Genomic DNA, 12,872 nt, shown 5'->3' on the forward strand with positions numbered 1-12,872 from the left:
GGGAAAGAATTGTAAATGAGTTGTTGGTTTGTGCGCTTTTCTACGTTAACGAACTGAATGTCGACCTCATGCCGGAAGGCGAGAGGTCGATTTCCTATGCTTGCTCAAACTCATCAATGATAGTGTCTATAACTTCCTGCAACACCGCATCACGTGAACTGAGTTTATTGATATGCATGGTAGTCGTGACACTGATTCTGGTAAGCGCTTCACATTCAATCTTCTGAAGCTCGAAGATGTGAGAGTACATTTCATAAATTTTCATTGGCATGAAACCAATGAGGTCACTGGTACTTAACATTGAAGCAATGGTTAAGAAATTATAACTGCTAAAAGTGATGTGGCGATTCGGTAAAATTTCGTTAATTAACTGGCGTAAATCTATTAATAGAGCATCCTGCATAATTAAAAAACTGTAATTCATGTTGTGAATATCACCACCTTTAACTATTGACGAAGCAGTAGGGTGATTCTGACGGCAAACCGCCACAATTGAATCGGTATAAAGTTTATAACTGCTAATACCAGAGCTGTGATGGGAATGCGTATCGATGGCGATATCAGCCTGAAATTGTGATAATTGAAGCTCTGTTACAGGGACATTGCGAATGGTTAATTTAGGATTGACTTTCAGAATAGCGGAATAAATTCTCGGCATGAGCAGTGCGCCTACTGACGGGGTGCTCGCGATGGTGATGGTGCGCTCTTTATTGTAGTTATTGTTCACATCTAACGCGCACAGAATCGATTCAAACCCCTGGCTAATGTATTCATGCAAATGAGCCGCGTATGCAGTCGGCGTGACGCCTTGCCCTTTACGGATAAATAATGGGTCAGGAAACGTTGATCTCAGTTTCTGGATAGACTGGCTAATAGCGGAAGGTGTTAAATTTAACACCCTGGCCGCATTAACAATCCCTTTATGGATGTAGACTGCTTCGAAGACGGTCAACAAATTAAGATCGATATTGCGTAGTGCTTTGAATGTTGGGTAATTGTCTTCTTGATTTCTTTCCATGATACAAAACTCCATAGCCAGCAAATAACCAGTAAAACTGAATATATATATTCAAAATTTGATGTATATTTATCCGAGTGAAATTATACAAAAGAAGAAATAAAGTAAAGAAATGTTAGCCAGATTAGCATTAAATAACTGCACCTAAAAAGATGCAGTCATCAATAAAATATATATTAAACTTGAATGTATTTGATTGGTGGATTGTTCAATAATTCAATGAATTTATCAATAAGTAGTGGTTGAACATCACTCAGTGAAACCCCCGATCGTAACGAGCTGACTTGCGTCATTTCCAGACCGGCATAGCCGCAAGGGTTGATGCGTAAGAATGGGCTGAGATCCATATCGATATTCAATGCTAATCCGTGGAATGAGCAACCTTTGCGGATGCGCAAACCGAGCGAGCAAATTTTACGCCCGTCAACATAGACACCGGGGGCATCCGCGCGCGGATAAGCATTGATATTTAATTCCGCCAGAGTGTTAACCACGGTTTGCTCAAGAATAGTCACCAGTTCCCGAACCCCGAGTTTACGGCGCTTGAGGTTGATCAGCACGTACATTACTTGCTGGCCTGGGCCGTGATAAGTCACCTGGCCGCCTCTGTCGCTCTGAATCACGGGGATATCACCGGGCACCAGAACATGTTCAGCTTTCCCTGCCTGGCCCTGGGTAAATACGCGTTCGTGCTCCACTAACCAGATTTCATCTAGAGTGGTTTCATCGCGGGTATCGGTGAATTCATGCATCGCCCGCGAAACAGGTTCGTAGGGTTGCAGGCCAAGTTGGCGGATTTGAATAGTATCTTGAGACAAAACATCGTCTCCGGCAGGTTGAAAAGTGAAGGGAATATATCACATGCCCGACCAGAAGGCCGGGCGCGGTGTGAATTACAGCACCATACGAACGATTTCGATGTTACCCAGTTCTTGATACAGGGTTTCAACTTGCTCGATATGGGTCGCATTAATGGTAATAGAGACAGAATGGTAGTTACCTTTGCTGCTCGGTTTTACCTGAGGGGTGTAGTCACCTGGTGCGTGGCGCTGCACCACCTCGACGACCAAATCAACCAGCTCGGGCTTCGCCAGACCCATCACTTTGTAAGTAAAGGAAGTCGGGAATTCGAGCAATTCTTTCAGATTGGTTTGCATGGTAGCTCCAGCGTTACGGCATTAAAAATAATAACTCCCGCTGAGCGGGAGTTGCTTTGATTCTTAGTATATGGGGATGGCTTCCACTCTTTCAAGTGTTTAATTATTAACCAAACCAATGATGGAACATCAATTTGATATAATCAATGATTCGGCTGAAGAAGTTACCCTCTGGCATTTCCTGAAGCACGACCAGCGGACGCTGTTCAATAGTCTTGCCATCCAGCTGGAAGTTGATGGTGCCGACCACCTGGTTTTTCTGCAAAGGAGCGTGCAGTTCAGTGGTGTTAAGCACATAGCTGGCTTTCAAATCTTTCATACGACCACGTGGGATCGTCAGGTAAACGTCTTTATCCACACCCAGCGATGCACGGTCGTTGTCGCCAAACCAGGCTGGCTCTGAAGCAAATTCTTTACCGGCTTTCAGCGGCGATACAGTTTCAAAGAAACGGAAGCCCCAGGTCAGCAGTTTTTTACTTTCGGTTTCGCGGCCTTTATAAGTGCGTCCGCCAAGTACGGCAGAAATCAGGCGCATTTGCCCTTCGGTTGCCGAAGCCACCAGGTTGTAACCCGCAGCGTCGGTATGACCGGTTTTGATGCCGTCAACTTGCAGGCTGGTATCCCACAGCAAGCCGTTACGGTTTGTCTGGCGAATATTGTTAAAGGTAAATTCTTTTTCTTTATAGATAGAGTATTCGTTCGGTACATCACGAATTAATGCCTGACCAATCAAGGCCATATCGCGCGCTGAGCTGTACTGACCTTCAGCATCCAGGCCGTGCACAGTCTGGAAGTGCGTGTTTTTCAGTCCAAGAGCGGAAACATAGCTGTTCATTAGGCCAACGAACGAATCCTGGCTACCCGCTACGAAATCGGCCATTGCCACGCAAGCATCGTTGCCGGATTGCAGGTTGATACCACGAATCAGCTGAGAGACAGGAACTTGCATACCTGGCTTCAGGAACATCAAAGAGGAGCCTTTAAATACCGGATTACCGGTTGCCCATGCATCCTGACCAACAGTCACAATCGAGCTTTCGTTAAATTTACCGGCTTTCATGGCCTGGCCGATGACGTAGCTGGTCATCATTTTGGTCAGGCTGGCAGGATCACGGCGGGTGTCAGCGTTGGACTCAGCCAAAACCTTACCTGAGTTGTAATCAATCAGGATATACGCTTCTGCGTCAATCTGCGGCACACCTGGAATCATAGTTTTGATATTCAGGTCGTCAGCGTGTGCGGCGGTTATTGCCGTAAGGGTCAGGGCCGTAGTAAGCGCCAGGCGTTTAACAAAACGAAAAGAAGGGGCTGTATTCATGATTAGAACAACGACATCCGTGATGGGAATAAAAAAAGTGCCTTACTATAGCAAAAGCGGTTTTTACTGGCATCCGTCTTTGCGCATCATTTGTTAATGAAATTGACATTAACTGACGCAGAGAGGATGCCAGACACAACCGCTTACATAGCGGTTGCGTTAGTGATGAAGGATTGCTGTTGGGCTTCACTCATCAGGCGTTGTTGAAGCGCGCTTGCTTCAGTTTTGCTGGTAAATGGCCCAAGCTGAACACGGTACATCGTCCCATTACTGGAAACCTTGCCCGGTACACCAAATTGCTGGCTCAGTTTTTGCTGCCACTGCGCGGCGCGAGCCTGGTCGCTTACGGCTCCAACTTGCACCACATAGCGCCCGGAGGCAGCTGCGGCTGGTGCGGTAACAGGAGCGTTTTGCTGCACAGGAGTTGCGACAACAGCAGGAGTTGGCGCAACTGCTGGAGGGTCATTTTCAATCACGCCCGGAGCCAGTGGCGTTGCTGCACCTAAGAAGCCGCTGCTGCTGACAGGCGCTCCCGTGGTGTCTTCGCTTTGCAAAGTGGAATTGCTAATGGCGCGAACATCACCCTGAGGCGCGTCAACGGGCGCAGATGTTGCGCTTCCCATTCCGGTGTTTAAATCCGGACGAGCTGGCAGGGCGTAGGTTTGCTTCGCGATAGTGGTACACACTGTACCAAGACCGGACATTGTTCCATCCTGCGCCACAATAATTGGGTCGATACGCACTTTGGTGTTGTTGGAATTGTTCAGACGATCGGCGGCGGCGCGAGACAATGAAATCACACGGTCATTGCCGTAAGGGCCACGGTCGTTGATGCGCACCACAATCATGCGACCATTCGCGAGGTTTGTGATTCGCGCATAGCTTGGAATAGGCAGCGTAGGGTGCGCCGCGGTTAAGGCTGACGGGTCGAAGGTTTCGCCAGAGGCCGTCAGGTTGCTACCCGGTTCGGCATCGTAAATCGCAGCAAGACCTGCCTGGCTGAAGTTCGCCGGGTTTTGCACGATTTTGTAGCTCTTACCGTTATTTTCGTAATCCTGGTTAACCGAAGGATTTAACGGTTCAAAGCGCGGGTCTGCGCCGCTTATTTCAACCACCGGGCCATTACACACCGCCGGTTGCGGTTGCTGGTTTACCTGCTGTTGGTCGCCGTCATCAGACGAGCAGCCAGCCAGTATTGCAGCCACTACACAGATCCCTAGCCAACGCTTAACCATTACGCACCTCATCCACTTACACGCTTTTTGATAACATTTTTCTGTGGGTATGTATCGACATGACGATACCAAACCCAGCCATTAGAACGATTAAGGCCGAGCCACCGTAACTTACCAGCGGCAAAGGTACGCCGACCACCGGTAAGATACCACTAACCATGCCAATGTTAACAAACACATATACGAATAAAATCAACATTAGCCCACCAGCCATCACTCGGCCAAATGTGGTTTGCGCACGAGCCGCAATCACCAGGCCACGCATAATCAGCAGCAGATAGAGCGCCAGTAACACCAGAACCCCTACCAGGCCGAGTTCTTCGGCAAGAACCGCAAAGATAAAGTCCGTATGGCGTTCGGGTAAAAACTCAAGTTGCGACTGCGTACCATGCAGCCAACCTTTGCCGCGTAAACCACCAGACCCAATCGCAATTTTAGACTGAATAATGTGATAACCCGCACCGAGTGGGTCAGTTTCGGGATCAAGCAGCATCATTACGCGTGCACGTTGGTAATCGTGCATCAGGAAGAACCACAAAATCGGAATGAAGGCGGCGACCAGTAAAACGGCAATACCGATTAACTTCCAGCTCATACCCGACAAGAACAGCACAAACAGGCCGGATGCAGCGATAAGAATCGACGTACCCAAATCGGGCTGAGCGGCAACCAGCAGGGTCGGCATGAAAATGAGTATCAGCGCGATACCGGTATTTTTCAGCGTTGGAGGACAAACATCGCGGTTGATGAAACGTGCAACCATCAACGGGACCGCGATTTTGGCGATTTCAGATGGCTGGAAACGTACGATACCGAGGTCGAGCCAGCGCTGCGCACCTTTGGATATCGCCCCAAACGCATCCACCGCTACCAGTAATATGATGCAAACGATGTACAAATACGGCGCCCAGCCTTCATAAACGCGAGGCGGAATCTGCGCCATTACGATCATCACGACCAGGCCCATCAGGATCTGGCCAATCTTACGCTCCATCATGTCCATATCCTGACCACTGGCGCTCCAGATAACCAGCGCACTAAAGATAAGCAGCGCCAGGATGGTCACGAGGAAGATCGGGTCGATGTGGATTTTGTCCCAGAACGACTTTTTATTTGGATTATCAGTCATGGTTATTGATCCTCTGCACCTGCTGGTGCCGGCGCTTCAGTAGGCAGTACCGTATTGTCATCCCCGAGCATAATGTGGTCGAGGATTTGGCGCATGATGGTGCCTACAGCGGGGCCTGCACCGCCGTTTTCCAGAATCATGGTGACGGAAACCTTTGGATTATCGTAAGGGGCAAACGCGGTCATCAATTTATGATCGCGCAGGCGTTCAGCGATTTTGTGGGCGTTGTAGGTTTCGTTGGCTTTCAGGCCAAAGACCTGCGCGGTCCCTGATTTCGCTGCGACTTTGTACGGTGCGTTGGCAAAGTATTTGTGCGCGGTACCGTTAGGGCGGTTGGCAACGCCGTACATGCCGTCTTTGGCAATTTCCCAGAAACCAGAGTGGATATCGCCAACAGGTGGCTGTACAGGTTGCTGCCACGGAACCTGCTTACCATTCTCAACGGTGCTCATCAGGAAATGAGGAACGCGAACGATGCCGTCGTTAATCAGGATCATCATCGCCTTGCTCATCTGAATCGGTGTTGCGGTCCAGTAGCCCTGGCCGATGCCCACAGGAATGGTGTCACCCTGATACCACGGCTTTTTAAAGCGTTTCAGTTTCCATTCACGCGTCGGCATGTTACCGGCTCGCTCTTCGGAAAGATCGATACCCGTATAATGCCCGTAGCCAAACTTGCGCATCCATTCGCCCATGCGGTCAATACCCATGTCATAGGCGACCTGGTAGAAGTAGGTATCTGCAGATTCTTCAAGCGCTTTGGTGACATTCAGGCGGCCATGGCCCCATTTTTTCCAGTCACGATACCGTTTTTCTGAGCCTGGTAATTGCCACCAGCCTGGGTCAAACAATGAAGTGTTTTTGGTGATAACACCTGCGCTCAACGCCGAAACGGCCATATACGGTTTCACCGTCGAAGCCGGAGGATATACCCCCTGGGTTGCACGGTTGATAAGCGGCGTATTCGGGTCGTTAAGCAAACCGGAATAGTCTTTGCTTGAGATACCGTCGACGAACAGGTTTGGGTTATAACTCGGCATTGAAACCAGCGCCAGAATGCCACCCGTACGCGGATCAGTCACAACGACTGCGGCGCGACTACCCGCCAGTAAAGTTTCAATATAATTCTGTAGCTTAAGGTCGATAGTCAGATAAATATCGTGCCCGGCCTGCGGAGGAACTTCTTTGAGCTGACGAATCACGCGGCCACGGTTGTTGACTTCAACTTCCTCATAACCGGTTTGACCGTGCAGAACTTCTTCGTAGTAGCGTTCGATTCCCAGCTTGCCAATGTCGTGCGTGGACGCGTAGTTTGCCAGTTTGCCGTCTTTATCCAGACGTTCAACGTCTTTATCGTTGATTTTGGAAACGTAGCCAATAACGTGGGTCAACGCCGAGCCGTATGGGTAGAAACGGCGTTTATAGCCTTTCACTTCAACGCCGGGGAAGTGGTACTGATTCACGGCAAAACGCGCAACCTGCACTTCTGTGAGGTTAGTTTTGACCGGAATGGAGGTGAAGCGATGGGAACGCGCGCGTTCTTTCTTAAAGTTAACAATATCTTCGTCGGTTAAATCAACCACCGAGCGCAGGGCTTCAAGCGTAGCCTGAACGTCATCCACCTTTTCCGGCATCATTTCCACCTGGTATATGGTGCGATTGAGTGCCAGTGGTGTGCCATTGCGGTCGTAGATAATACCGCGGCTAGGTGGGATTGGGACCAGTTTGATTCGGTTTTCGTTGGAGCGAGTCTGGTAGTCGGTGTAACGGACGATTTGCAAATTATAAAGGTTGGCGACCAGCACACCGCTTAGCGCCAAAATACCAAGAAACGCGACTAACGCCCGGCGCACAAATAGCGCAGACTCAGCTGAATAGTCGCGAAAAGAATTCTGTAATTTCATCCGCAGCTTTGTTCTACCTGACGATATCTACTCACGGTGATAGGGATGGTTGGTCGTAATGCTCCACGCGCGGTACAGGCTTTCGGCAACCAGCACCCGCACTAAAGGGTGAGGCATTGTCAGATTCGAAAGCGACCAACTTTGTTCTGCGGCAGCTTTGCATGCCGGGGCAAGACCTTCCGGGCCGCCAATCAGCAGGCTGACATCTCGACCATCCTGTTTCCAACGTTCAAGCTGCACGGCAAGGTGCGGCGTATCCCAAGGTTGACCTGGGATATCCAGCGTGACAATACGGTTGCCCTTGCCGGCGGCAGCCAACATCATTTCGCCTTCTTTTTCGAGAATGCGTTTGATATCGGCATTTTTGCTACGTTTGCCCGCAGGAATTTCTACCAATTCAAATGGCATATCCTTTGGAAAACGACGCAGGTACTCGGTAAAGCCGGTTTGTACCCAGTCAGGCATTTTAGTGCCGACTGCGACTAGTTGCAGCTTCACGCATTAACCCCAGAGCTTTTCCAGTTCGTACAGTTGACGGCTTTCTTCTTGCATCACATGAACGATAACTTCGCCAAGATCAACAACTACCCAGTCAGTCGCGTTAATGCCTTTCACACCCAGCGCGTCAAAACCTGCTTTGCGGGATGATTCTACGACGTGTTCTGCGATAGACATAACGTGGCGATTAGAAGTACCGGTACAGATAATCATGCAATCAGTGATGCTTGATTTACCCTGAACATCCAGAGCAACGATGTCCTGGCCTTTGAGGTCGTCGATTTTATCGACGATGAAATCTTGAAATTCTTTACCCTGCAAGTGTTCCCCCTGGGAGAAGTAGAGTGTGTTCGATGGTGCCCGCATAAAAACCCATTGAATAGGGCAGTTTTACTGATAAGTCGGCAATGCGGCGCTCAAAGCGGGGTATCATCCCACCGAGTGGCCTGGTTTGCATCGCCATTTTTGTAAAACTATTTTGGAAAGTCATGCTTGCGGGCAGGAAATTATGGCAGCGGAGCATAACAGCCTGGACTGTAGTGTCAATGGTTGACGACAACTGTAACCCATTCAACTCACGATGATGGGTAATAAACAGCACGATTATTAAGGGTTCTGAGCGTCGTGAAGCTATCGTTAATCTCTATGCAACTCCATGCTCCTTGCTCAATGACAAAATGCCACAGGGAGGCAGGCGGCATGTTGAGCAACGTCGCGATAAACAAACTTAGCACGCCCTGATGGCTCACAATCAGAACATTCTCTTCTGTTGGCTGCACTAAAAGAGAGGATGCGAATCCGCAAACACGCTGCGAGAAACGCTGGAAACCTTCGCCATTATTTGGCACCACGTTCTGCCAGTCATTGCACCATGCGGCGTAGTTTTCTGCATCCAGGCGTTGTAAATCGCGATGGTGGCGCATTTCCCAATCGCCAAAATTCATCTCATTGAGTCGAGGTTCGGTAATGACGGGGAGTTCGCGCTGCTGGAGAATCAACTGTGTCGTATGTTGTGCGCGGCAAAGTTCACTGCAAAGCACTTTATCGAACGCAACATCATTTAACATATTGCCGACTGCTTCAGCTTGCGAGATGCCTCTCTCCGTCAGCGGAGTTTCGGAAATACCGCTGTATAAACCCTCTAAATTTGCCTGGGTTTGCCCATGGCGCACTAACCATAATTTCATCTCATCCTCCGCAGGCATCAGTGTATCATTGCGTTTCTTGTTTTGAGGTCAGTTTTATTGGGGGATATATGGCATTGAGTAGCCAGCACGGTGGCAATATTATACAAGCGGCTGCCGCGATTGGCGTGGATGCAAACTCGCTCACTGACTTTAGTGCGAATATCAATCCGTTAGGTATGCCTGATTCCTTAAAACGGGCGATTACCGAAAACCTGGCATTGGCTGAGCGCTACCCCGACGTTGAGTATCGTGCTCTGCATCAGGCGTTGGCTCATCATCATAAAATCCCGGCAGAATGGGTGCTGGCAGGAAATGGTGAAACGGAGCTGATTTTTAATCTGGCTCAGCAACTTTCTCCGCGCACAGCATTATTGTTGACGCCCGGATTTGCCGAATATCGCCGGGCGTTAACTCGGGTCGGCTGCGAGATAGTCGGTTTTCAGCTTTCTGAAGAACAGGGCTGGCAGCCTGATGAATCCTTACTCAGCGCATTAACGCCCGATCTCGATTGCCTGTTTCTGTGCACGCCTAATAACCCAACCGGACTTTTGCTCGATAACGTTTTGCTTCTGGCTATCGCGCAGCGTTGCCGTGAAAACAGTATTGCGCTGATCGTTGACGAGGCCTTTCTCGACTTTTTGCCTGATGAACCCGGTTTAATTCCCCGGCTTTCAAACTTCCCTCAGCTTTATGTGTTGCGTTCTCTCACCAAATTCTTTGCCATCGCCGGGCTGCGTCTTGGCTATCTGGTCAGCGCGGATACCGCAACCGTTGGGCGGATTCGTGCACTCAGAGAACCCTGGACGATTAATGCGTTTGCCGCATTAGCCGGAGAAGTGATCCTCAACGATCGTGATTACATTGAAGCGAGTTATCGCTGGTTGAGTGCTGAACAACCCCGGCTGTATAACGGGTTGAGTGAATTACAGGGGATTACGGTCTGGCCGCCAAGGGCGAATTATATCTTCCTGCGTTGCGATATTGACGGGTTAGAGTTGCAACGGGTGTTGCTGGAAAAGAATATTTTGATTCGCCATTGCGCAAATTACCCAGGCCTGGATGCACGTTATTACCGGGTGGCAATTAAAAGCCAGATGGATAACGACAAGTTACTGAATGCGTTGCGGCGCGTACTTAGCGATAAAGCTGGTGCTGGCGAATAAATTCAGCCACGGCCGGGGGGAGGAGGTCATCGCAGGGAAGGTGTTGCTCAAGGCGCTGGCGAATGGCAGTCGCAGAAATATCCACCATTGGCGTCTGCGCGAGGTAAATTTTACCTGCAGGATGGCTGTGGAGTTGTTCAACGGAGGTGGTCTGATGTTCATCCAGCCATTGTTGTTCTGCGGGAGTCTTCATCGACAAAGAATATCCCGGACGCTGGCAAACTAATAAATGGCATAACGTCAGCAAAGTTTCCCAGCGGTGCCAGCGTTGCAGACTTAGCAACGAATCCTGACCCACAATAAATGCCAGCGGCTGCTCAGCGCCAATTTCTGCGCGCAGTTGTTCGAGCGTTTCTACTGTGTACGAGGGAGTTTCACGCCTGAGTTCGCGGTCATCGAGCCTGAACAGGGGATTTCCCTCGATGGCGAGTTCGACCATTTTTTTGCGCTGTTGGCTGTTTGCCAGCGGCTGCGGGCGATGTGGCGGCACGTTGTTTGGCATGATGGTCACTTGCTGTAACACGACCTGTTTTGCCAGTGCTTCAACCGGTTTTAAATGCCCGTAATGAATGGGATCGAAAGTCCCGCCATACAGGGCAGATAAACGCGATTCATTGTTAGCCATCAATAAAAATTTCCGGCAAAGCTTTATGACAAAGCAGCAGGGAAAGCCCTTCAAGCTCAGCCCAGACGGATTGCCCGTAATCTTTTTTCAACGTCATTTCGATTTGGCTGAGCAAGCGCACAGCCTGGAAAAGCTGCTCTGCCGACAAACGATTGAGTGATTCGGTGACGAGTGCGCGGCGGTTTTGCCATACACGTTGCTGATCAAACAAAGTCCGCAGCGGTGTCTGCGCCGACTGGCGTTTAAGATTAACCAGTTGCAGCAATTCACGCTGGATAGTGCGCAGCAAAATGACCGGCTCACTGGCTTCGAGGCGCAACTGTTGCAGGATATGCAACGCACGCTTACTTTTACCCGCAAGAATCGCATCTACCCAATGGAACGGGGTGAAATGCGCGGCATCATTAACTGCCTGCTCGACGCGAGGCAGTGTCAACGTTCCATCCGGCCAAATTAATGAAAGACGTTCCAGTGCCTGCGACAGCGCCAGCAAGTTGCCTTCATAGCAGTAGCAAAGTAGCTGGTTGGCAGCCTCATCCAGATTCAGGTTCATCTGTTTGGCTCGTTGGGCAACCCAACGCGGCAATTGTGCTTGTTCAGGCGTCTGACAAGTGACTATCACACTACGGTCAGTCAGTTTCGTCAGCCACGCGGCATTTTCCTGCGCTTTGGTGAGTTTGTTACCGCGCACCATCAGCAATATGTCGTCGTGCAGCAGGGAAACCAGCATTTCGAGTTGCGTGTTAATCGCCGCGTTGGGGCCATTTTCTGGCAACAAAAGCAGGAGTGTTTGACGGCTGGCAAACAGGCTTAACGCCTGGCAAATGGAGAACAGATCTTGCCAGTCGGTACTGGCATCAATCTGAACAGTATGATGTTCTTCAAAAGCCTGAGTACTTGCCGTTTGACGAATAGCATCCTGGCTTTCCTGAAGTAATAGCGGATCGTTACCGAGCAGCAGATACGCCGCGCGCAGCCCTTCGTTGAGCTGCGCGCGGAGTTGTTCAGGGTACAACCGAATCATTTGCTACCAGATGTGGCCGGAAGCGTTGCCGACGTACGCCCGGTGGATGCTGCAGGAGTTGAAGTTGTATCTTTAACCGGTTTTTCGGCCTCTTCAGTCTCAGCAACATCAGCCACGCGCACGCTCATCAGCTTACGGATCAGCTGTTGCGCGGCAGTGGTATACATCTCTTTGATAAGCAAATCTTGCTCAGCATCTTTTGCCAGAGCAGTCAGTGGGTTATCGAAGAATGATTTATACACTTTGGCACTGATCGGATAAATGTCGTGGCCCGGGATCAACACTTGTGCTGAAACCGTCATGACCATTTGATACTCCGCAGTACGCCCATCCTGGAAGATAGATGCGGTATCCTGGCCAATCCCACTGCCCAGCAAACGCAGCGATGGAATATCCTTGCGAACACCAGTACCGGTATCTTCCACAATCGTGACGCCGTTCAGGCGTAACTGAGAGCGAACTTCACGTGCCAATGGGCCGTTGGGATCACCTGAGTTCAGGATCAATGTTTTCATTTGATCCGGAACCTGCGTGCTGCCACGCAGATGAAAACCACACCCGGCGGTGACAAGCACCGCCAAAGTAAATAACAAGCTGACAAAGGGATGTCGCAC

At 49.9% G+C, this 12,872-nt stretch carries 14 protein-coding genes; 1 reads left to right on the forward strand and 13 read right to left on the reverse strand.

What is annotated here, in order from left to right; translation table 11 throughout:
- Positions 1 to 94: 94 nt before the first annotated feature.
- From GBAG_RS05210 to GBAG_RS05255, 10 genes are all read right to left on the reverse strand, one after another.
- Positions 95 to 1,018: a YbeF family transcriptional regulator gene (locus GBAG_RS05210; RefSeq protein WP_034493981.1), complete on the reverse strand. Its 924-nt coding sequence runs from the start codon at positions 1,016 to 1,018 to the stop codon at positions 95 to 97.
- 176 nt (positions 1,019 to 1,194) lie between these two features.
- A complete protein-coding gene (lipB, locus tag GBAG_RS05215) occupies positions 1,195 to 1,836 on the reverse strand; it encodes a lipoyl(octanoyl) transferase LipB (RefSeq protein WP_034493983.1) in 642 nt (213 codons plus the stop codon).
- Between the two features lie 75 nt (positions 1,837 to 1,911).
- The gene (gene ybeD / locus GBAG_RS05220) at positions 1,912 to 2,175 is read right to left on the reverse strand and encodes a DUF493 family protein YbeD (protein WP_034493985.1); all 264 of its coding nucleotides are present in this window, start codon (positions 2,173 to 2,175) and stop codon (positions 1,912 to 1,914) included.
- A 106-nt stretch (positions 2,176 to 2,281) separates the two neighbouring features.
- On the reverse strand, positions 2,282 to 3,493 hold the full coding sequence (gene dacA, locus GBAG_RS05225) for a D-alanyl-D-alanine carboxypeptidase DacA (protein ID WP_034493987.1): 1,212 nt from the start codon (positions 3,491 to 3,493) through the stop codon (positions 2,282 to 2,284).
- Positions 3,494 to 3,636: 143 nt separating this feature from the next.
- Positions 3,637 to 4,728: an endolytic peptidoglycan transglycosylase RlpA gene (gene rlpA / locus GBAG_RS05230; protein ID WP_034493989.1), complete on the reverse strand. Its 1,092-nt coding sequence runs from the start codon at positions 4,726 to 4,728 to the stop codon at positions 3,637 to 3,639.
- Between the two features lie 16 nt (positions 4,729 to 4,744).
- Positions 4,745 to 5,857, reverse strand: a complete 1,113-nt coding sequence (gene mrdB / locus GBAG_RS05235) for a peptidoglycan glycosyltransferase MrdB (RefSeq protein WP_034493991.1) — start codon at positions 5,855 to 5,857, stop codon at positions 4,745 to 4,747.
- A gap of 2 nt (positions 5,858 to 5,859) precedes the next feature.
- On the reverse strand, positions 5,860 to 7,761 hold the full coding sequence (gene mrdA, locus GBAG_RS05240; protein WP_034493993.1) for a peptidoglycan DD-transpeptidase MrdA: 1,902 nt from the start codon (positions 7,759 to 7,761) through the stop codon (positions 5,860 to 5,862).
- A 27-nt stretch (positions 7,762 to 7,788) separates the two neighbouring features.
- Positions 7,789 to 8,259 carry a 23S rRNA (pseudouridine(1915)-N(3))-methyltransferase RlmH gene (gene rlmH, locus GBAG_RS05245; RefSeq protein WP_034456714.1) on the reverse strand — a complete coding sequence of 157 codons (471 nt, stop codon included), beginning with the start codon at positions 8,257 to 8,259 and terminating at the stop codon, positions 7,789 to 7,791.
- Between the two features lie 3 nt (positions 8,260 to 8,262).
- Positions 8,263 to 8,580 carry a ribosome silencing factor gene (rsfS, locus tag GBAG_RS05250; RefSeq protein WP_034493995.1) on the reverse strand — a complete coding sequence of 106 codons (318 nt, stop codon included), beginning with the start codon at positions 8,578 to 8,580 and terminating at the stop codon, positions 8,263 to 8,265.
- A gap of 254 nt (positions 8,581 to 8,834) precedes the next feature.
- Positions 8,835 to 9,446: an adenosylcobalamin/alpha-ribazole phosphatase gene (locus GBAG_RS05255; RefSeq protein ID WP_034493997.1), complete on the reverse strand. Its 612-nt coding sequence runs from the start codon at positions 9,444 to 9,446 to the stop codon at positions 8,835 to 8,837.
- A gap of 68 nt (positions 9,447 to 9,514) precedes the next feature.
- Here GBAG_RS05255 and cobD point away from each other — a divergent pair, with 68 nt between their 5' ends.
- On the forward strand, positions 9,515 to 10,609 hold the full coding sequence (gene cobD / locus GBAG_RS05260) for a threonine-phosphate decarboxylase CobD (protein ID WP_034493999.1): 1,095 nt from the start codon (positions 9,515 to 9,517) through the stop codon (positions 10,607 to 10,609).
- Here the strand turns inward: cobD and nadD are convergent.
- Genes nadD through lptE form a run of 3 tightly spaced genes read right to left on the reverse strand, consistent with a single transcriptional unit; the run spans position 10,581 to position 12,872 of the window.
- The gene (gene nadD, locus GBAG_RS05265) at positions 10,581 to 11,234 is read right to left on the reverse strand and encodes a nicotinate-nucleotide adenylyltransferase (protein WP_034494001.1); all 654 of its coding nucleotides are present in this window, start codon (positions 11,232 to 11,234) and stop codon (positions 10,581 to 10,583) included. The two genes, cobD and nadD, sit on opposite strands and share 29 nt — an antisense overlap.
- Positions 11,227 to 12,258 carry a DNA polymerase III subunit delta gene (gene holA / locus GBAG_RS05270; protein WP_034494003.1) on the reverse strand — a complete coding sequence of 344 codons (1,032 nt, stop codon included), beginning with the start codon at positions 12,256 to 12,258 and terminating at the stop codon, positions 11,227 to 11,229. Before holA ends, nadD begins: the two co-directional genes overlap by 8 nt.
- Positions 12,255 to 12,872: an LPS assembly lipoprotein LptE gene (gene lptE, locus GBAG_RS05275; RefSeq protein WP_034494005.1), complete on the reverse strand. Its 618-nt coding sequence runs from the start codon at positions 12,870 to 12,872 to the stop codon at positions 12,255 to 12,257. Before lptE ends, holA begins: the two co-directional genes overlap by 4 nt.

This window comes from Buttiauxella agrestis ATCC 33320, assembly GCF_000735355.1.
Classification (GTDB): domain Bacteria; phylum Pseudomonadota; class Gammaproteobacteria; order Enterobacterales; family Enterobacteriaceae; genus Buttiauxella; species Buttiauxella agrestis.

Excerpts from the sequence above, each read along its gene's own strand:
- GBAG_RS05210 (WP_034493981.1), bottom strand. The coding sequence starts at position 1,018 with ATGGAAAGAAATCAAGAAGACAATTACCCAACATTCAAAGCACTACGC.
- ybeD (WP_034493985.1), bottom strand. The coding sequence starts at position 2,175 with ATGCAAACCAATCTGAAAGAATTGCTCGAATTCCCGACTTCCTTTACT.
- dacA (WP_034493987.1), bottom strand. The coding sequence starts at position 3,493 with ATGAATACAGCCCCTTCTTTTCGTTTTGTTAAACGCCTGGCGCTTACT.
- rlpA (WP_034493989.1), bottom strand. The coding sequence starts at position 4,728 with ATGGTTAAGCGTTGGCTAGGGATCTGTGTAGTGGCTGCAATACTGGCT.
- mrdB (WP_034493991.1), bottom strand. The coding sequence starts at position 5,857 with ATGACTGATAATCCAAATAAAAAGTCGTTCTGGGACAAAATCCACATC.
- mrdA (WP_034493993.1), bottom strand. The coding sequence starts at position 7,761 with ATGAAATTACAGAATTCTTTTCGCGACTATTCAGCTGAGTCTGCGCTA.
- GBAG_RS05255 (WP_034493997.1), bottom strand. The coding sequence starts at position 9,446 with ATGAAATTATGGTTAGTGCGCCATGGGCAAACCCAGGCAAATTTAGAG.
- cobD (WP_034493999.1), top strand. The coding sequence starts at position 9,515 with ATGGCATTGAGTAGCCAGCACGGTGGCAATATTATACAAGCGGCTGCC.
- nadD (WP_034494001.1), bottom strand. The coding sequence starts at position 11,234 with ATGGCTAACAATGAATCGCGTTTATCTGCCCTGTATGGCGGGACTTTC.
- holA (WP_034494003.1), bottom strand. The coding sequence starts at position 12,258 with ATGATTCGGTTGTACCCTGAACAACTCCGCGCGCAGCTCAACGAAGGG.